Source organism: Shewanella sp. NKUCC06_TVS (assembly GCF_019345515.1).
GTDB lineage: Bacteria > Pseudomonadota > Gammaproteobacteria > Enterobacterales > Shewanellaceae > Shewanella > Shewanella oncorhynchi.
Genome location: NZ_JAHKQX010000003.1, coordinates 106,083 through 124,144, shown reverse-complemented (window position 1 = coordinate 124,144; position 18,062 = coordinate 106,083). Strand labels below are relative to the sequence as shown.

The 18,062-nt window shown below is 45.2% G+C and carries 18 protein-coding genes and 1 tRNA gene; 9 read left to right on the top strand and 10 right to left on the bottom strand.

Features of this window, described 5'->3' with window-relative positions:
- Positions 1–5: 5 nt before the first annotated feature.
- Both KO531_RS04425 and KO531_RS04420 read left to right on the top strand, forming a co-directional pair.
- Complete coding sequence (locus KO531_RS04425) at positions 6–1,832, top strand: AsmA family protein (protein WP_168827801.1); 1,827 nt, start codon at positions 6–8, stop codon at positions 1,830–1,832.
- Positions 1,832–2,452, top strand: a complete 621-nt coding sequence (locus tag KO531_RS04420) for a BsuPI-related putative proteinase inhibitor (protein ID WP_113939588.1) — start codon at positions 1,832–1,834, stop codon at positions 2,450–2,452. Before KO531_RS04425 ends, KO531_RS04420 begins: the two co-directional genes overlap by 1 nt.
- Positions 2,453–2,576: 124 nt before the next feature.
- Here KO531_RS04420 and KO531_RS04415 read toward each other — a convergent pair whose 3' ends face one another.
- Both KO531_RS04415 and gloB read right to left on the bottom strand, forming a co-directional pair.
- Positions 2,577–4,124 (bottom strand): LysM peptidoglycan-binding domain-containing protein, encoded by a 1,548-nt coding sequence (locus KO531_RS04415; RefSeq protein ID WP_168827800.1) that lies wholly within the window; start codon positions 4,122–4,124, stop codon positions 2,577–2,579.
- 232 nt (positions 4,125–4,356) lie between these two features.
- On the bottom strand, positions 4,357–5,148 hold the full coding sequence (gene gloB, locus KO531_RS04410) for a hydroxyacylglutathione hydrolase (RefSeq protein ID WP_168827799.1): 792 nt from the start codon (positions 5,146–5,148) through the stop codon (positions 4,357–4,359).
- A 154-nt stretch (positions 5,149–5,302) separates the two neighbouring features.
- Between gloB and KO531_RS04405 the strand changes: the two genes are divergently transcribed.
- Positions 5,303–6,040 carry a class I SAM-dependent methyltransferase gene (locus KO531_RS04405; RefSeq protein ID WP_028760087.1) on the top strand — a complete coding sequence of 246 codons (738 nt, stop codon included), beginning with the start codon at positions 5,303–5,305 and terminating at the stop codon, positions 6,038–6,040.
- 33 nt (positions 6,041–6,073) lie between these two features.
- Entirely contained in the window at positions 6,074–6,982 is a 909-nt protein-coding gene (locus KO531_RS04400) for a LysR substrate-binding domain-containing protein (protein WP_105252337.1), read from the top strand.
- A 166-nt stretch (positions 6,983–7,148) separates the two neighbouring features.
- Here KO531_RS04400 and rnhA read toward each other — a convergent pair whose 3' ends face one another.
- Positions 7,149–7,619 carry a ribonuclease HI gene (gene rnhA, locus KO531_RS04395; protein WP_006081489.1) on the bottom strand — a complete coding sequence of 157 codons (471 nt, stop codon included), beginning with the start codon at positions 7,617–7,619 and terminating at the stop codon, positions 7,149–7,151.
- 70 nt (positions 7,620–7,689) lie between these two features.
- On the opposite strand from rnhA, the gene dnaQ reads away from it, so the two are divergent.
- The 3 genes from dnaQ (at position 7,690) to KO531_RS04380 (ending at position 10,165) form a co-directional block, all read left to right on the top strand.
- On the top strand, positions 7,690–8,418 hold the full coding sequence (gene dnaQ, locus KO531_RS04390) for a DNA polymerase III subunit epsilon (protein WP_219250484.1): 729 nt from the start codon (positions 7,690–7,692) through the stop codon (positions 8,416–8,418).
- A 10-nt stretch (positions 8,419–8,428) separates the two neighbouring features.
- On the top strand, positions 8,429–9,802 hold the full coding sequence (locus KO531_RS04385; protein ID WP_219250483.1) for a TIGR03503 family protein: 1,374 nt from the start codon (positions 8,429–8,431) through the stop codon (positions 9,800–9,802).
- Between the two features lie 286 nt (positions 9,803–10,088).
- A tRNA-Asp gene (locus tag KO531_RS04380) sits at positions 10,089–10,165 on the top strand.
- A 132-nt stretch (positions 10,166–10,297) separates the two neighbouring features.
- On the opposite strand, the gene KO531_RS04375 is transcribed toward KO531_RS04380, so the two are convergent.
- The 7 genes from KO531_RS04375 to KO531_RS04345 form a co-directional block, all read right to left on the bottom strand.
- Positions 10,298–11,164 carry an OmpA family protein gene (locus KO531_RS04375; RefSeq protein ID WP_219250482.1) on the bottom strand — a complete coding sequence of 289 codons (867 nt, stop codon included), beginning with the start codon at positions 11,162–11,164 and terminating at the stop codon, positions 10,298–10,300.
- Complete coding sequence (locus KO531_RS04370; RefSeq protein WP_028760080.1) at positions 11,164–11,586, bottom strand: DUF4398 domain-containing protein; 423 nt, start codon at positions 11,584–11,586, stop codon at positions 11,164–11,166. Before KO531_RS04370 ends, KO531_RS04375 begins: the two co-directional genes overlap by 1 nt.
- Positions 11,587–11,932: 346 nt before the next feature.
- A complete protein-coding gene (locus KO531_RS04365) occupies positions 11,933–12,109 on the bottom strand; it encodes a hypothetical protein (RefSeq protein ID WP_247651537.1) in 177 nt (58 codons plus the stop codon).
- A 499-nt stretch (positions 12,110–12,608) separates the two neighbouring features.
- Entirely contained in the window at positions 12,609–13,376 is a 768-nt protein-coding gene (locus KO531_RS04360) for a Crp/Fnr family transcriptional regulator (RefSeq protein ID WP_219250481.1), read from the bottom strand.
- A gap of 122 nt (positions 13,377–13,498) precedes the next feature.
- Positions 13,499–14,197 carry a Crp/Fnr family transcriptional regulator gene (locus KO531_RS04355; protein WP_219250480.1) on the bottom strand — a complete coding sequence of 233 codons (699 nt, stop codon included), beginning with the start codon at positions 14,195–14,197 and terminating at the stop codon, positions 13,499–13,501.
- A 104-nt stretch (positions 14,198–14,301) separates the two neighbouring features.
- On the bottom strand, positions 14,302–14,643 hold the full coding sequence (locus KO531_RS04350) for a BON domain-containing protein (RefSeq protein WP_028760077.1): 342 nt from the start codon (positions 14,641–14,643) through the stop codon (positions 14,302–14,304).
- 38 nt (positions 14,644–14,681) lie between these two features.
- Positions 14,682–14,837 carry a DUF3309 family protein gene (locus KO531_RS04345; RefSeq protein ID WP_197018079.1) on the bottom strand — a complete coding sequence of 52 codons (156 nt, stop codon included), beginning with the start codon at positions 14,835–14,837 and terminating at the stop codon, positions 14,682–14,684.
- Positions 14,838–15,128: 291 nt separating this feature from the next.
- Here KO531_RS04345 and KO531_RS04340 point away from each other — a divergent pair, with 291 nt between their 5' ends.
- Together KO531_RS04340 and KO531_RS04335 are read left to right on the top strand one after the other, a co-directional pair.
- Positions 15,129–15,548 (top strand): PRC-barrel domain-containing protein, encoded by a 420-nt coding sequence (locus KO531_RS04340; RefSeq protein WP_028760076.1) that lies wholly within the window; start codon positions 15,129–15,131, stop codon positions 15,546–15,548.
- Positions 15,549–16,056: 508 nt separating this feature from the next.
- Positions 16,057–18,030 (top strand): cation:proton antiporter, encoded by a 1,974-nt coding sequence (locus KO531_RS04335; RefSeq protein WP_219250479.1) that lies wholly within the window; start codon positions 16,057–16,059, stop codon positions 18,028–18,030.
- The last annotated feature ends 32 nt before the right edge of the window (positions 18,031–18,062 follow it).

Sequence of the window (18,062 nt, the reverse complement as noted above, 5' to 3'; positions counted from 1 at the left end):
TTTATATGAAATTCATTAAGTGGCTCTTAGCCTTAATGGTGACGCTCATTCTTTTAGTCACCGTTTATCTCACCGTCTTTTTCGACCCTAATGATTTTAAACCTGAAATAGTCGATGCCGTAAAAAAACAAACGGGTCGTGAATTAGTCATTACTGACGATTTATCTTGGACATTTTTCCCTGTCATAGGTATTAATCTAGGGGGAGTGTCTTTATCTAACCCTGAAGGCTTTACGCCTAAGGCTATGTTAGAAGTCAAAAAAGCCGTTGCTGAAGTGGCGCTCATGCCGTTGTTTAGTCAGAAAATTGAAATTGCAGAATTGAGTCTCGATGGCGCAACGATCAATTTAGTCACCCGTAAAAATGGCACTAGCAGTTTCGATGGGTTGAGTGGCGATAATAGCCCAAAAACTGCGTCTCCAGCTGCCGCCGAATCCTCATCGAATGCCAAACTTAACGACATTAATATTGGTGGCATTTCTATCACCAATACCCAAATTAATATGATTGACGAAGCTAATAAGCAGACTCAAGTCTTTACCTTAAGTAGCTTCACCCTAGGTGAGTTCTCCTTAGATAAATTTGCGCCTATCGCCTTTGAATTCAGTGCAACTATGCCGGATATGACGATAAGTAGCGAAGCTAAAGGTGAACTAAAACTCAGTCGAGACTTTAAACAACTCGTTATCAATGGGCTGAAAATTGATACTGTGGTGGAAGGTGAGAGTATTCCGAACAAGAAACTCGAAACATCTGTCAGCTTAGCAACTCAAATCGCCCTTGATAAACAGCAATTGTCCGTCGATATTGCGCAGCTTACCGCGGCGAGCATTACCGCTGCGGGTAAAGTGGGTGTTAATTATGGTACGAAAATTCCACAAATTAATGCTGATTTTCAAGTTGGCGATATTGATTTAGATACACTGTTACCTAAAACAGAGGCCACCGCCACCGCTGAACAAGCGCCAGCAGCAAACCCTCAGGCAGTTGAGCCTGATCTCTCAGCCCTTAAGCAGCTTGATGTAAAACTCAAGTTGACTGTTAAGTCTATTAAGGTCGCGAATCTGTCGACTCAAAATTGGTTAATGGATGTGGGCATTAAAAATGGCGTGTTAGATTTGACGAAACTGAATGCGGATTTATATCAAGGTCAGTTGCTGGTGAGCGCTCAGGTTGATGCTCGTCAAGCTGTGGCGAGTTATCAATTTGATAAAAAAGTGACGGGCGTACAAATTCGTCCTTTGCTGAAAGATGCGGCGGATGTGGATTTATTGGCCGGTACAGCCAACTTTGATGTGAAGGGGAAAGGTAAGAGTTTGATCCCTGAGCAGTTAAAGAAAAACCTGTTAGCGAATGGTCATTTTGATATTAATGACGGTGCTCTGTACGGGGTAAATATTCCACAGATGATCCGCAGCGCACAAGCTAAGTTAAAGGGCGACTTATCGCCAGAAACGAAGGCGGAGCGCAAAACTGACTTCTCGAGTCTGACGGGCAGTTTCTCGTTGGATAATGGCGTTGCCACGAATCCAGATCTTGCCTTGTCTTCGCCTTTACTGCGTTTGGATGGTAAAGGCACTGCGAATTTATTGACTGAAGCCTTGGACTACAGACTAACCGCTAGCCTAGTGAATTCATTGAAGGGTCAGGGTGGTAGCGACAAGGATGCGCTGGCTGGAGTTGACATTCCGTTGGCGATTACAGGCACTTTCCAAAAACCTGAATATGCTTTGGATACTAAAGCCTTACTGAATAATCAGCTAAAGGAAGAAACCGACAAAGCTAAGGAAAAATTAAAAGACTCCTTATTGAAAAAACTAGGCGGTTTTTAATGGTTGCTTCAACGCGTTACGCATTACTTGTTTGTGCGAGTGCTTTTGTCGGCGGGCAACTTGTTGGGTGCTCGGCGCCCGAAGCCGCTGACACGAGTCAGTCAACCAAGGGTGAGACTACAACAGCTGCGGCCGTTCAGCCTGAGATTATTCGCGCTGCCGATCTGGCGCTCGATGTTTCTGGGCTTAAAAGCACTCCGACATTAAAGGCTGAACCTGTGATGGCAGAAAAGGCACAAGGCTTGCTTCGCGGCGAATTAACTCTAGAACCTTTTATCGATTTTAAGCAGTCGGTTAAGGCGACATTGACTGTGACAAATCCACAAACCTATGCTGTCGGCCTGCGTTATAACTCTGGGATGACGGCGGATTTGTGGTTGGTAACGCAAGAGGGCAAACGTCTGTGGGCTTGGTCGGATGATATGATGTTTACCCAAGCATTACGTGATAGCCAATTGGCGGCAGGGAAAGTGATCACGACTTCATTTAGTATTCCGCCCAAAGCATTTGCAGGAATACCTGCAGATGGTGCTCGCTTAGAAGCGCATTTTGCCGCTAAAGCATTAGAGTCTGATGCCGTTGTTATGGCGCCCGTTGTCTTATTACTGACGATGGAATAACGCCGCCTCTCATAATAGAAAAAGGCAGCAATCCGATAGGGTTGCTGCCTTTTTGTTATCTATGGCTCAATTTTGCTTAGGATTTATAGCACTAATCCGTTCGAACTATGTGCCAGTTTAGTCCCTACGCACTCAACTTAGTTTCATCAACCACTAATTTGATCACTTGGCCTGGTTGTAAATACTGTGATTGCGCTAGGCTATTCCACTCGAGTAGCTCGGCAACAGTTACGTTAAATTTATTGGCGATACGGGCAAGTGAATCACCGGATTTTACCTTGTAACTAACAGTACGAATTTGTGCGGTTTGCTCAAGCTCCTTTGGTGCTAAGATCACTAACTGCTGACCGTTTTGTAGCTTGCTATTCTTAGCCAATTTGTTCCAAGTGCTGAGTTGTTTCACCGTCACTTTATGGGCTTGGGCTATTTCTGAGAGTGTGTCTCCTGACTTAACCTGATAAGCAATTTTTGTTGATTCAACTGCAGCATGTGATTTTTTCGGCAATTGCTGCTTAGTTGACAGGGCATAAAGCTGCTTGTCTTGCGCATCGACAGGAATAATCAAATGCTTGCCTGCGACGATCGTGTTGCTTTTCATGCCGTTGGCGGCGCGAATAGCGGCAACGGTCGTATGGTGCTGCGTAGCAATCTTGCCAATGCTATCGCCAGATTTGATCGTGTAACGTAACCAGCTGATCCTATCTTCGGTTTCTGTTTCAGCGAGCGCTTTTTTAAATTCTTCCGATTTATCAATTGGTAGCACTAAGGTGTGCGGACCAAGTGGCGATGTAGCCCAGCGGTTATAACCTGGGTTGAGTTTTTGTAACTCAAGCGTGGTCATATTGGCAAAACCTGCCGCCATGGCTAAATCAATTTGGCTATCAATATCAACCACTTCAATTGTCGGATTGTTGTCAATTGGCGCTAAAGAAATACCATATTCATCAGCGTGTTTAATGACTTCTGCCAGTGCGAGCAGTTGCGGCACATAGCGTTCTGTCTCTCTGGGCAAATCCAATGACCAAAAATCCGTTTTTAAGCCTTTTTTCTCGTTACGTTTGATTGCATTGAGCACCCGTGATTCACCCGAGTTATAGGCAGCAATAGCATAAAGCCAATTGTTATTGGTTTTATCGTAGAGGTATTCCAGCATATCGAGCGCCGCAGTCGTTGATGCGGGGACATCACGACGACCGTCATACCACCAGTTCATTTCTAAACCGAAATGACTGGCCATAGGTGTGGTAAATTGCCACAGACCCGATGCCGCGCCAGTCGATGATGCGGAAGGATCAAAGGCGCTTTCAATTATGGGTAACAAAGCTATCTCTATAGGAAGATGACGCTTTTCAAGTTCTTCTACAATCATGTACATATAAGGTGCAGCACGTTCCGAGATGATCGCCAGATGCTGTGGATTTTTGATGTACCAATCACGGTATTGATTCACCAATTTTTGATCTGGAACCGGTAACTGCATGCCTTGACGAATTCGCTCCCACACATCGGTAATTTGCGCCGATGGAGCCTCGGTTGCGAGGTAATATTCTGGGACTGTATTTTCGGTTGTGACGGCTTCAACTTCTGTTTGGTTAACGCCATGGTTGTCTAATGTTTGACAGCCTGTGAGTAGGGCAAATCCCCCTACAACAACATAAAGTGATACTCTCATTGAAAACGGTAGTCCTCTGTTAGTGCATCGCTTTTCTTTATAGTAACAGTATGTTTTATATGAAGATAAAGACGACGCAGCGCGCAAAGTTTTCACGCAAAACGAGCCATTCTATGGGATCTTTTCGATCTTGTCCCTTAATTATCGTACATAATGTAAGGCCATTTTTGACTTACATCATCAAAAATGAGAAAAACTGTTTGAATTTCAATCTATAATATTGCTTTTGTGATCAAAAATTATCTTTCCACTGTCTGAGTAAGGTAAAACCGCTGAGTTCGTCTAAATTTGCGTGATTTAGACCGCTAAAATGCTGTTTTATGTTATCGACAATTTCAGTGTCGCTAGGGCGTAAAAAGGGATTGATGGCACGCTCTAAAGCGATGGTGGAGGGAACAGTCGCTTTGTCTTGGCGACGTAACTGCATCGCGCGTTCGTTATAGTCTTGGAGCTCGCGATTGTTGGGATTGACCGCGAGGGCAAATTTGAGGTTTGAAAGTGTGTATTCATGGGCACAATAAACCCGAGTGTCGGCGGGAAGCTGGGCAAGTTGCTGTAGTGAGTTGAGCATTTGCGCTGGCGTGCCTTCAAATAAGCGTCCGCAGCCGCCGCTAAACAGGGTGTCACCGCAAAATAAGGCATCTTCAACAACGTAGGCTATATGTCCTGCTGTGTGGCCTGGTACATCTAAGACTTGCAGCTCAGCGCTGAGATACTCCAGTGTGAATCTGGGCTTGGCTTTTGCGTGCAGTGGATGTGTGATGCCTTCGATCTTCTCATTATCTGGGCCATAAACTGTGAGTCGGTCTTGACTGTAGGCTTGAAGTTCAGCGACGCCACCCGTATGGTCATTGTGGTGGTGGGTCAGTAAAATGCCCGCTAGCGTGAGTTGATTGACCTCTAGATAGTCAATAACCACACTCGCATCGCCGGGATCGACGACATAAACCTGTGTATGCGGTTGTTGTTGTAACACCCAGATATAATTGTCATTAAAGGCTTTGATCGCTGTTATAGTGAGCATAGAACCGCCTATGTCTGTATTTCAATTCGAAGATAAAGGTATTATCCATGAGTGAACGGCCCTTGGCGACCTTTGCCGCTTTTGTCCTGTGGCAAAATGGCAGCAATCTTTGACCCAATTGGATACTTGTCTACCCAACTAACGGAGGAACTCTGTGTCGCATTTTAGTACTGAGCTCAAACCCGAACAATGGAGCGACTTACCCAATGGTGAGGCGTTGCAACAAGCTGTTGCTAAACAACTTGAAGATTGGTGGCCAAGAGTCTTTGGTTATCATTTATTAAAGTTAGGGCCTTTGAGTGCCGAATTGTCGAGCATGGCATCGCCAGTCGCCCATCATTTTTCACTCTCGCCATCCAAAGGCGCCTCGATTGAAGGCGATTTTTGTCATTTACCCCTGCAGAATGCGGCGATAGATGCGGTGGTGATGAGTCTATTGCTCGAATTTGAACCCGATCCTTACCGTATTCTTCGTGAAACCGATCGGGTACTCATCGCCGGAGGCTATCTTTTTATCGTCGGTTTTAATCCCTTGAGTCCAGTATTTTTGGGTAAGTTATGGCCTAAGTATCAGGATTGTCTCCCATGGAATGGCCGCTTTTTTATGCCATCAAGGGTGCGAGATTGGTTAGGTTTATTAGGTTATCAAGTGGTGGGCGATGAGCGTTTGGTCTATCACCCCTTAATGGGTGATTTCACCCAAGGTAAATTTTTTCAACAGAGTTTAGCGTCATGGCTTCCTAGCGCGGGCAGTTTGTATTTGATTGTGGCGCGTAAACTCGAGTCGCCACTCACGCCTATTCGCGATAAACGTAAGGTGCGGCAAACGAATTGGACCACGGCGCCGACCGCGGGACGTTCAGGGCATTTATCAGAGCATTCGGAAAACTGATAAGCCATTTCCTTTTTAAGTACAGGTTTTAATATGCGGATCACCTTAAGACAATTGGCGGTATTTGAAGCTGTGGCACGTAGCGGCCAAGTCGCAAAGGCGGCGGAGCAGGTTAATTTATCACCACCTGCCACTTCTATGGCTTTGGCTGAGTTAGAAAAACAGCTCAATGCCCGCCTATTCGAGCGCATTGGTAATCGATTACAGCTGAACTCGCAGGGCAATTTACTGTTGCCACTGGCGACGGATTTATTGCACCGTGTTGAGCAAATTGAGCAGGCATTTACCTACCATGGTGGCGATTTGGTTGGGCGCTTAAGTATCAGTGCCAGTTCGACCATAGGTAACTATCTGATGGCGAAAGCCGCAGTGGCATTTTGTCAGCAGCACACTCAAACCCATGTGGATGTGGCGATCACAAATACTCAAGATGTGATCCAAGCGGTAGCTCAGTTCCGCTCTGAAATGGGTTTTATTGAAGGCCATTGCACTGACAATCGTTTGAGTGTCGAGGCATGGCATAAGGATAGGCTGCTGGTGTTTTGTCATCCGGCGCATCCTCTGGCGGGGAAAGTGGTTAAACCTGCAGCTGTTAAAGGCCTGTCTTGGGTGCTACGTGAGGAAGGATCGGGCACTCGCGAATATTTTGTAAATGCCGCCAATGAGTTGGATATGCAGCCAGAGGCTAAATTCTGCTTTACTACGCCGGATGCGATTAAATTGGCCGTGAAACAAGGTGCTGGGCTTGGGGTGTTATCTGAGTTGGCGCTGGAGAAAGAAATCAGTCGTAAAGAGTTGGCGTTAGTCACGATTGAGGGACTCGTACTCGAGCGGCAGTTTTATCGCATCACCCATAAGAGCCGTCAGGCGACATCCCTAGGTCAAGCTTTTGTGCTGTTTTGTGAGAATTTTTTCAATATTGCAGGTGTGGAACTGAAATAAACCGTTTGATAGCAATGGCTCATAAATAGTGAGCATAAATGTTGACGGTGGACTGACACTGAGATGAGTAGTGAAATAAGCCATCACGCCCAAGTGCTTAACTTAGGCGTGATGGCATCGAACTTACTTTTTCGAATTTAGCGAGTTTACACTGAGTAGCACTGGGTTATGGCTGATAACCTAAATCGGGTTGGGTTGGTTTAGATTCTGCCGCGGTGCGAGCTAACACATCGCAACGTTCGTTTTCGGCGTGGCCTGCATGACCTTTAACCCATTGCCAGTCGATAGTGTGCATCTGTGAGGCTTTATCTAATCGTTTCCATAGGTCAACGTTTTTGACTGGAGTACGGTTTGATGTCATCCAACCTTTTTTCTTCCAGCCATGTATCCATGTCATTATGCCTTGGCGCATATATTGGCTATCGCTGGTGAGCACGACTTGGCAAGGCTCTTTCAAGCTTTCTAACGCTATGATTGGGGCTAACAATTCCATGCGATTATTGGTCGTGAGCGCAAAACCGTCGGACATCTCCTTTGTATGGCCTTTATAATTCATTACAATGCCATAGCCGCCAGGACCGGGATTGCCTAAGCAAGAGCCGTCGGTGAAGATGTGGATCAGTTTTAGTTCAGTCATCAAATTGTTACCATAGCCGGGAATTTCGGCCGAGTATAACTAAAAATTGTCATAAGAAGCGCATAAAAACATGAATATTATCTCTAATGCTAGCCGTCAGGTTATTTTAGATACCGAAACCACAGGTATGAACCAGGGCAGCGGCGCCATCTATTTAGGTCATAGGATCATCGAGATTGGTTGTGTGGAAGTGGTAAACCGTCGTTTGACGGGGCGTTATTACCATCAATATATCAATCCAGGTCAAGCAATTGATCCCGAAGCTATCGCTGTTCACGGTATTACCGATGAGCGCGTGGCTAAAGAGCCGCGTTTCCATCAAATTGCTCAAGAGTTTATCAACTTTATCGACGGCGCTGAAATCGTCGCACATAACGCGAACTTCGACGTGAACTTCATGGATCATGAGTTTTCACTGCTGCAGCCGCGTGGTCCGAAAACCGCTGATATGTGTGAGATCCTCGATACCTTAGAGATTGCTAAGTTTTTACATCCCGGCCAGAAAAACAATCTCGACGCGCTCTGTAAGCGTTACGGCGTCGATACCTCTCGCCGCGAGTACCACGGCGCATTACTCGATGCCGAGATCCTCGCAGATGTTTATCTGATCATGACTGGCGGACAGACAAAGTTTAATTTGTCTAATGAAGAAGCGGGGCAGGAAGCGGGGGGGATTCAACGTTTTGATCCGCAATCACTTAATCTTAAAGTGATTGGCGCATCGGCCGATGAACTGACAATGCATGAACAACGCCTTGATTTAGTCGCAAAATCAGGTAAATGCCTCTGGAGAGGATAGAAGAATTACTATGCCGATGTCGCGCCATAAACCCATTTTAGCTTTTTGCCTGCTTGTCACTACGCTGTTATTAAGTGTGGCGAGTGTATTGGCCGCTGACCTAGATCCAGCCCAAAAAGTCGTCAAGCCACCTAAGGCTACGCCGATTGTAGGATTGGAGACGGCTTCCGAGCTTAAAAACCGTTTTCGTATTGATCATATGGTCGATAACATGACCTTATTAGTGGAGCGTGAATATGGCTCTGCGCCTGTGGTCATAGTGTTACCCGATGGCAGTAAATGGTACGCCAATCGTCATCCCGCAACCGTTAAGTGGGTTGATGGTATAACGGGCGATATTATTTACATTGAGTCACCACAGCCCGGACCTTGGCAGTTGGTGGGCAAGGTTGTCTCAGGTTCAACCCTTAAGAAGCTCTCAAAACTCGAAATCGAAGTCCAGCCTTTACCACAGCCAATCTTCCAAGGTGAACAAGTTAAAATTGTCGCGCAGTTAATGGGTGACGAGCAGCGTGTGCGTATGCCTGGGTTAGATTATTTAGTCGAATGGACGGCACATTTTGTGAGTAAACATAAGGCGGGCGATGAAAACTTTGCCGCGGGTGACATTATTGTTGGTTCCTATAAAGACAATGGTGAAGATTACGATGAAAAACCCGACGATGGTGTATTTACTAGCAATATCAATATAAAGCAGCCTTGGGGTGATTATGAGTTTGTCGTGCAGGCACGTAATAATGTGTTTGAACGGCAGGTTTCATTCCCGTTTAAATTGTCACCTCGGCCAATTAATCTAGAAGTTATTACCCCTGACGATCCGCTAACAGGGCAATGGAAAGTCATGTTACACGTGGATAAGACAGTGTTGCAGCTGGCTGAGACGCATTTTTCCTTTGAGTTAGTCGGCCCTGCTGGCTTGCAACTGCCTTTGGTTGTTAATGGTCTCACTGAGCCTGACTCTGAATTAGATTTACCTACAGTGACAGAGTTTGGTAGTTATCGAATTAAAGGTTTTGTGGCGACGACGACTGTCACTGGTCGTGAAATCGTGCTGGATTTACCTGAGCTTTTCTTTAACTTAATTCAACCACCAGAACCACCACCGAGCACCGAAGAGTTGGCTGCTGTTGCTGCACAAAAAGCGGCAGAGGAAGAAGAGCTGGCGAAGAAAGATGCAATGTTCTGGATCATTACAGTCAACGCTATCTTATTAGTCTTAGGCGTGGTGGGATTAATTGTGTGGCGTAAGCGCCAAAGTTTGGCGCAGGCCTTAGCTGCCGCGGAGTTACGTTTATTGAATGAAGCATCTGCAAATCCACCCGCAGCGCCTTCATTAGATGAAATCGATCTCACTATGCCAGATGAGGCAGATAAAGACCGTTAGCCAAGTGTTGCTTAATATGTTTGATTTATGACTTTGAACTGGAACGTTGCAGCGATATTTGGGATATAAATCAAGGTCTGCAATTGATTTGGTTTTTTTTTAATCAAATGATAAATCGAAGTAAAAAAACGGTTGACGCCTGCAGGGCTCAACCGTATTATTCTTCGCATCTTAAGCAGAGCCTTGATAAGTGTGTTGAATTATCGTTCTGTTTTAATATCAGCGGCCTGTCACGTTGTGTTTAGTGGGTTAGATACTCGTTAGATATTTGGATATGGAAGAATTTGGAGCGGTAGTTCAGTTGGTTAGAATACCGGCCTGTCACGCCGGGGGTCGCGGGTTCGAGTCCCGTCCGCTCCGCCAAATTGCAAAAGCCCCATCGAAAGATGGGGCTTTTTGCTTTTTACTGATCTACTTAATTTCTGCACCGTTCATCTTATTAGCGATGAGACTCGATTCAAGGATCACGCTGAAATCTTAATAGGATTAAGATAGCTACTGTGGAGCCTGTGGGGTGTCGGTGAGGATGACTTCAACCCGACGGTTTTGCTGGCGGCCACTGGCGGACTCATTGTTGGCAACAGGTGAGCTTTCACCTTTACCTAGGCTACTGAGCCGATTGGATTTGATCCCTTTTCCCTGTAGAAAATGGCTAACACTATCAGCTCTTTGCTGCGATAAACCCAGATTGTATTGTTCACTGCCTACGCTATCAGTATACCCTTCAATCATGGCACCACGCGCGGGATACTTGTTCAGAAAGTTCGCTAGGTTGGTTAGATGTTGACTGGTCGATGACTTAAGATTCGCTTTGGCAGTGTCAAATAAGACATCACCTAAGGTTACGACCCAACCACGTTCTGACTGACGGGCATTCAGCAATGTGAGCTGGGCTTGCAGTTCGGTCGTTTCCTGACGCGCATCTGCAGCATCAGCACGGGCTAGGCGCGCATCTTGATGGGCTTGATTGGCCTCTGTGGTTCGAGCATCCAATCTGGCGTCATCGCGTTTTTTAGCGAGGACTTTGTGTTGATCCTCGGCAAAGCGGCTCTGCGCTTGAGCTAAGGCAATATTGACTTTCTTATCAGCAACAAACACTAGGTGCTGTGATTGTTGCTCATCTTTTACCGGTTGTTCAGCAGCGCGAACGGCTTCTTCAGCTTGTTTAATGGCAGCAGGGGCTAAAATTGCCAGTTCATTATTCGCTTGCAGTTTATTAAGTTCTGTACGGATATCACCGATGCCTTCAGCTATTTTAGGCGTACTGCTACAAGCTGCTACTGTGCTTAGGATTAGGCTATATGCCAGTAGATGGCGGCTAAAACGTAAAGGCAGACCCGATGAAACGATAGGTTTTTTCATTACTGAATTCCTCCTGAACGGCGCAACATTTCTTGCTGCAGTATGCTGATATTGTTTTTCATTTCATTATTGACGCTATTGGCTTGTGCCAGCTCAGCGCGAGCTTGTGCCAGTTCGGCCTCAAGGCTCGCCTCTATGGCGTAACGATCGGCGCTGACAGTGTCCATATTGAGTAATGCGCTGCTTGCAGATTGAAGTTTAAGTCTGGCCTGTGCCAGTTCATTTGAGGCATATTGGCCGACTCTTGCTTGCTCAGCGCGGGCAATGGTGTGTTCAGCTCGTTCCATTTCTGCGGTCTTAGTCAATGGCGTTGAACTGCAGCCCACGAGCGCTGTTGCAATACAACCTGCTAATAAGAAGTGTTTGGCTCGCTGCAGACCGATTGAATATTGCTGTGGTTGTTGATTTTTATTGATGTTCATTTGAAATTCCTTTCTCGGAAACAGTGTTCAGAGTGTGGTCTTTAGGTTTGTTATTCCACCATGCACAGTTAAATATGCTGGTGAATAGCCTCATTTTTGAGCCAGTTGGTATGAGTGAGTAATTTGACGCCACGGAAATTCATGATCTACTCCTCTGAGTTAAAGAGGGCCGACACAGTAAGGATTGCATCGGCTTGAGCTAAACGCAGTGTGTTACTGCAAGGTTTAGTTTTTGCACTTAATCAATGAAACTTTTCCCTGTTTGTTCGTCACGTCCTAGTCTAACGAGTGATGATTTGGCTCTTTTTCAGTCCAGTTTTCTTCCTTGTCGTTTGATTTAAGTTCTTCAACCTCGCTTATTGTGTGTGCTTTTACTGGTATCCACGTCTTGTTTAGCTTTATCCGCAACTGCAGTTTTGACCATCTGACGGTTGCGGGCTACGACGGGAGGATTGGCTTTGTTGGTGTTGGAATTCTGTGCATCGTTATCGACGGATTTATATTGTTCTGTGAATTTTTTCATATAAACCTCAAGTAACCCGGTGTAGTGCAAGAGTGCATGAACCGTACATTCAGCATGACCTGTTAACTATTAAACGTCTGTGCGTTAGCGCGCATGGGATCCGTGGTGGCAATATTGGCCACGCGGCACGTTTTTTGTTTGCTGGGTGGGCCAAAAAATGAGTAAACATAATGCTTTGATTACAAAGGTAATATGTGGATATTAGGCAGCATCAGTTTGCGCCATGTTGGCGTGTCGGGTTGATGACTGCCTGTTCTTGTTTATGGTTTGCAGTACCAGTGTGGGTTTAGTACTGAAGTGGCATATGGGATAACGATAGAATGGCTGTTGTACGAGTGGTCTAGCCATCCGCTATGTGTATTTTTATTTGAAGTACCTAGGATACAAGAATTGAAATGTGAGTTTTTCTGGCTGATGTAACTAAAGTATCGGTTGTTTTTAAACACTTCCTTTTTAACGCACTGCCTATTGTTACTGTATTCTTATATTCACTGTACGTTTATGTTTGCTGCGCTTGTTGAGGGGGCATCAGCCGTTCTGATTCCTGTCTAACGACCGTGTAACATTCACAACAGGTTTGTTCTAGTAACTCGCGATCGACCACTTCAATATTCCCTCGGCTGTAGTTGATAATTCCCATGCGTTGCAGTTTGCCTGCCGCATCGGTGACACCTTCACGGCGTACGCCGAGCATATTGGCAATCAATTCTTGTGTCATCAGCACGCGATCATCGGGCAACCTATCTATCGAAAGCAGCAACCAACGACACAGTTGCTGTTCAATACTATGGTGGCGATTGCAAACCGCGGTCTGAGCCATTTGGGTCAGCAGTACCTGACTGTAACGCAGTAATAGATGGAGCAGGGCGCCATGACGGTTAAATTCGTCTTTAAGTCGCTGACCAAATAACCGATAGGCAACGCCAGCACTTTGCACTACCGCGCGACTCGTGGTGCTTTCTCCTCCCATAAACAGTGCAACGCCGACCATACCATCATTGCCAACGACGGCAATTTCAGCGGATGATCCATTTTCCATCACATACAGCAGCGAAATAATCGAGTCCAGCGGAAAATACACATAACGCTGTTTCGAGCCGGCTTCACAGACCACTTGTCCGAGTTCTAATGGAACTAGCTCCAGATGCGGGAAAATTCGTTGTTTAACTTCCTCTGGTAATTCACCTAACAACCGATTGGATTCTGGCGGGAAGTGAGTTTCCAGTGGCACGTGTTCTGCTACGGCTTTCAGTTCTAGAGTGTCCATTATGATAGCGTGTCCTTGTTTGGTGATGTCGCTAACTCAGGTTACAGCGAGAAACACCTATGCTATGTACGGTAGCGAACATAATGGCAGGTTTTTTGAATCGTTGAGCGGAAAATATGCACTTAAGTGCGCATTGAGTGATAGCAGCTACAGCATCGGGCAAGTAGAGCTTGCCGATCAAGAATATGTAATCGCCCACGATTATATGAAATGCTGCCGCGGGTCTGTAAATTGCCTGCGGCCTCGGTAATACTGCTTCGCCTAACACCCAGCATGTCGGCTAAAAATTGATGGGTTAGATATAACTCATCAGTCTGAATTCGGTCGTGACTCATTAGCAACCAACGTGCTAGCCGAGACTCAATGGAGTGAAAATGGGCACAGACTGCATTTTGTGATAATTGGCATAACAAGGTGTATAGATAAGTCTCTACTATTTGCTTCAGATTGGTATTTTGAGCGAGTAAGTTTTCAAAGGTTTCAATGGGGAGCCGCCAAGCTTGACCAGAACCTTGGATTATCGCCTCTGAAGGCACTTGCCGAGTGCCCAACAAGGTTGTCGCCCCAAGCATACCTTCGTAACCAATCAAACCCATTTCCAATGCCGGATGTTTGGGGAGTTTAGCAATCAAAGAAATAAAAGCCGTTAAGGGAAAATAGACATATTGATATGACTCGCCTGGCTTGCACAGTAAGTCGGCAAAGTTAAGTTGGACTAACTCAGCTTGCGATAATAAATCCGCTTGTTCCACCACTGGCAGATGACGGATTAATCGGTTCTGAATTTGTGGGGCTAATGTGTCTTGGTGTTGAGTGGGCATAGCGGTTCAACCTGTGGTGGCATTGACTTGGCACCAGAAAATCTGCTGCAAAAAGAAGGGCCGCAGCATCAGAACGGGGCTGCGGAATGATGGAGATTAAATGACTAGTTTTTTAGTTGCGGTGAAGGTGCGCCAGATTTTAGTTGCATATCGTTTTTGACTGAAATTACGCCGGGGACTTTGCTTGTTAGTTTTACCGCAGTATTGATATCTTCACGCGATTTAACAAACCCGCTGAGCTGGACCACGCCTTTAAAGGTTTCAACATTAATCTCGGCCACACTTAAGTTTTTATCACCTAAAATGGCAGCTTTTACTTTGGTGGTGACCACACTGTCGTCTAAATACTCGCCAGTACCTTCTTTGTTGTATGCAGAACTGCAACTGGCCACGGCGACTAAGCCTAGAGCCAGCAGGAAGATACTTAACATTTTAATTGTTCTCATCAGATTATCCTTTTTGATAAAGAGTAAAAATGGGGGCATTAGCTAACGCGTCCCGTTAACAGCAATATAATCAGCACCAGTAGCACTATGCCTATAAGTCCACCAGGACGATAACCCCAGTTTCGGCTATGGGGCCAAGTGGGGAGCATGCCGAGAAATAACAAAATTAAAATAATCAATAAAATAGTCGCAATAGACATGGCTAATCTTCCTAATACCGGGGCAATTTTGCACTGGGTAACATGAGTCTGTGCCGTAACAAATGGGATGTCGGTACGGTGGCGCACTTACAGGGATCTGACGAGTCGATGTGTTTATATTCGCATTAACTGATAAGCGGTATGCCGAACAGAGCGAGTGATTGTAGAGATGCATACTCTAACTTATGTCCAATGACGGACATGTTCAATTCGAAACCAACGTTTGGTATTTCACTTATTCCGTTGTCCAGTTTTATGGGCTGCGCTAATAAAGAGGTCAACAAAATGAATTATCATGATCGCGATGTTTACGGTATTTACAACAATCCACAGTTCGCTTCTCCATCATTGGCACAAGGACCCGGCCCATATCTGATGGGCGCTGAAACACTGATCGGCAATAATGTTGTTAATAATTCTGGTGAAACCTTAGGGGATATCAAAGAAATTATGCTTGAAGTGGAAACGGGCCACGTCGGGTATGCGGTACTGTCGTTCAGTACTTATTTTGGCTTTGGAGAAAAGCTGTTTGCAGTGCCTTGGAAGATGCTGACACTTAATCATGAGCAAAAATGTTTTGTCATGGACATATCATTAGAGCGACTCAAAACGGCGCCGGGTTTTGACAAAGGCCATTGGCCCAATATGAAAGATGTTGAATGGGAAAACGAACTGCACGATTACTACGGTAGCCGTAGGGATTAATGGTGTTAAGCAGGGGATTTATCCCCTGCGTTATTATTTGGATTCGGTAAATATGTATAAATGTGGTTGTGTCTATCAAGTGAGTAGGGCCACACGCATTTTAGTTGTTAGACATTAGCTCATCGTTATAGTTGACACCTAATAACGATAAAAGTTTGAGCTAGCGTATTATCGAAAGTCACCAGCGTGTATTGCTGATCAATGTCTTCGCTTCATCAAATGATTAAAGCCTTGTCGAAAGATAAGGCTTTTTTGTTTTTCTATTTTAAGTTTAAATCCCTATTTAAGGTAAATCTGATGTTTTCGGATTTGTACTACAGCTTATTTTACTTGATGTCGCTAGATTGCTCCGTTTTCTTGATTTTTTCTCCATAGGTGATGAGGGAAGAGTTATATTTAACAGTGGATATATCGAATAGATAATTTCAGCTTACTGTTCATGCTGTTGTCATCTGTGTCATTAAAGCTAAGCTCATTAGTATTTAGCTCAGTTATCTAAAGGATTTATATGGTTGAACACATTACTGGCATGCTAGCGCTAATTGGAGTGCTATCGTTATTTTGTCAATGGCTTGGCTGGAAACTGCGGTTACCAGCGATTTTACCCTTGTTGCTATGTGGGCTCACTTTAGGCCCTGGGCTTGGATTCCTCAATCCTGATGCGATTTTTGGTGATTTGCTTTTTCCGATAATTTCCCTCGGGGTCGCCGTGATTTTATTTGAAGGGGCTTTGACTCTTAACTTCAAAGAAATCAAAGATCATGGTCGTATGGTGACGCATCTTGTGACTATCGGTACCGTGATCACTTGGGCCTGTATCAGTACGGCCACCTTTTATTTACTGGATTTTAGTTGGGAAATTGCATTGCTCTTTGGGGCGCTAGTGGTAGTGACTGGGCCTACGGTTATCGTGCCAATGCTCAGAAGTGTGCGTCCTAAATCCCAGCTGGCGAGTATTTTGCGTTGGGAAGGTATAGTGATTGACCCAATAGGCGCGCTGCTCGCAGTGTTAGTCTTTGAATACATAACCGTTGCCAGCGATCAAACGACGCATGTGCTCTATGCCTTAGGCTCTATGTTGTCCCTCGGATTAGGACTTGGCGCAGTAGCGGGTTATCTAACGGGACAAATCTTAAGACACAACCTATTGCCACACTATCTGCGTAATACCGCCGTTTTGACCTTAATGCTGGGTATCTTTGTCGGCTCGAACCTATTACAAGAAGAATCGGGTTTATTGACTGTGACGGTTATGGGCATTTGGCTTGCGAATATGCGTGGTGTGGATATTGCTGAAATCCTTGAATTTAAAGAAACATTAACCGTTCTGTTGATTTCTGCACTGTTTATTTTACTGGCGGCGCGATTAGATTCTAACTCCATGCTCGGCTTAGGCTGGGGTGGACTGGGTGTTTTAGCGGTGACCATGTTATTGGCACGACCGCTGAGTATTTGGGCTTCTGGTATAGGTACATCTCTGTCGAAAGCGGATAAGTGGTTTTTATGCTGGATTGCCCCTCGAGGTATTGTGGCCGCGGCGGTATCTTCTTTATTTGCAATCAAGTTAGAAGCCAACAATGTGCAGGGCGCAGATGCAATAGTGCCCTTAGTGTTCTTAATTATTATCGGCACTGTGGTGGTCCAAAGTTTAACGGCGGGACGTTGGGCACGATTTCTTGGGGTTAAAGCCGATTCTGCCCAAGGTTTATTGATCTTTGGTGCCTCTAAATTTTCCAGAGAGTTAGCGAAAATTTTAAAAGCCAAAGATGTCAAAGTGCTACTGGCTGATAATAACTGGGACAACATTAGGCTCGCGCGTATGGATAATATTCCAGTGTATTTTGGTAATCCTGTTTCGGAACATGCTGAAACTTATATGGATTTAACTGGAATTGGCCGCGTATTGATTATTTCACCTTACCGACAGTTAAACCCGTTAGTGAGCTTTCATTTCCAAGACTTTTTTGGTGCTAAAAAAGTTTTTGGTCTTAATAATACCGAAGTTGGCAGTGCGCGCCACCAGCTCTCTGAAAGTTATAAGCAACGTTTATGTTTGTTTGGTGATGCAGTGTCTTATGCCAAGATAGCCAGCTTAATGGCGAAAGGCGCTCAACTTAAAGTAACGAATTTAACCGAAAACTTCAGCTTTGAACATTTTCGTAAACGTTACGGTGAAACGGCAATATCACTGGTTTACCTGACGAAGGAAGGTAAGGTCGTCGTAGTGTCAGGCAACGATACTGTGTTCCCGAATGGTATTGAGCTGATTAGCCTGTTGCCGATTGAAGCCTTAGAAGAAGCCAAAGTGCAGCAAGCGATTGCAGAGCGGGAAGCCCAAGAAAAAGCAGCAGAATCTGCTTTAGCAAAGGTAAAAGCGGAAGAGGAGGCCGAGCAATTAAAGCTTGAAAAGGCTCAAGCTGAGGTTGCTACTGAAGATAATAATGCACTACAAGCTGTAGATGAGACCTTAGTGAAGAATTAACCTAGGCTGCTATTGCGTTTAATACTGCCTAA

Bases quoted from the DNA above. Each gene is read 5' to 3' on its own strand.
- KO531_RS04425 (WP_168827801.1), top strand. From the start codon at position 6: ATGAAATTCATTAAGTGGCTCTTAGCCTTAATGGTGACGCTCATTCTT.
- KO531_RS04420 (WP_113939588.1), top strand. From the start codon at position 1,832: ATGGTTGCTTCAACGCGTTACGCATTACTTGTTTGTGCGAGTGCTTTT.
- KO531_RS04415 (WP_168827800.1), bottom strand. From the start codon at position 4,124: ATGAGAGTATCACTTTATGTTGTTGTAGGGGGATTTGCCCTACTCACA.
- gloB (WP_168827799.1), bottom strand. From the start codon at position 5,148: ATGCTCACTATAACAGCGATCAAAGCCTTTAATGACAATTATATCTGG.
- KO531_RS04400 (WP_105252337.1), top strand. From the start codon at position 6,074: ATGCGGATCACCTTAAGACAATTGGCGGTATTTGAAGCTGTGGCACGT.
- rnhA (WP_006081489.1), bottom strand. From the start codon at position 7,619: ATGACTGAACTAAAACTGATCCACATCTTCACCGACGGCTCTTGCTTA.
- dnaQ (WP_219250484.1), top strand. From the start codon at position 7,690: ATGAATATTATCTCTAATGCTAGCCGTCAGGTTATTTTAGATACCGAA.
- KO531_RS04385 (WP_219250483.1), top strand. From the start codon at position 8,429: ATGCCGATGTCGCGCCATAAACCCATTTTAGCTTTTTGCCTGCTTGTC.
- KO531_RS04375 (WP_219250482.1), bottom strand. From the start codon at position 11,164: ATGAAAAAACCTATCGTTTCATCGGGTCTGCCTTTACGTTTTAGCCGC.
- KO531_RS04370 (WP_028760080.1), bottom strand. From the start codon at position 11,586: ATGAACATCAATAAAAATCAACAACCACAGCAATATTCAATCGGTCTG.
- KO531_RS04365 (WP_247651537.1), bottom strand. From the start codon at position 12,109: ATGAAAAAATTCACAGAACAATATAAATCCGTCGATAACGATGCACAG.
- KO531_RS04360 (WP_219250481.1), bottom strand. From the start codon at position 13,376: ATGGACACTCTAGAACTGAAAGCCGTAGCAGAACACGTGCCACTGGAA.
- KO531_RS04355 (WP_219250480.1), bottom strand. From the start codon at position 14,197: ATGCCCACTCAACACCAAGACACATTAGCCCCACAAATTCAGAACCGA.
- KO531_RS04350 (WP_028760077.1), bottom strand. From the start codon at position 14,643: ATGAGAACAATTAAAATGTTAAGTATCTTCCTGCTGGCTCTAGGCTTA.
- KO531_RS04340 (WP_028760076.1), top strand. From the start codon at position 15,129: ATGAATTATCATGATCGCGATGTTTACGGTATTTACAACAATCCACAG.
- KO531_RS04335 (WP_219250479.1), top strand. From the start codon at position 16,057: ATGGTTGAACACATTACTGGCATGCTAGCGCTAATTGGAGTGCTATCG.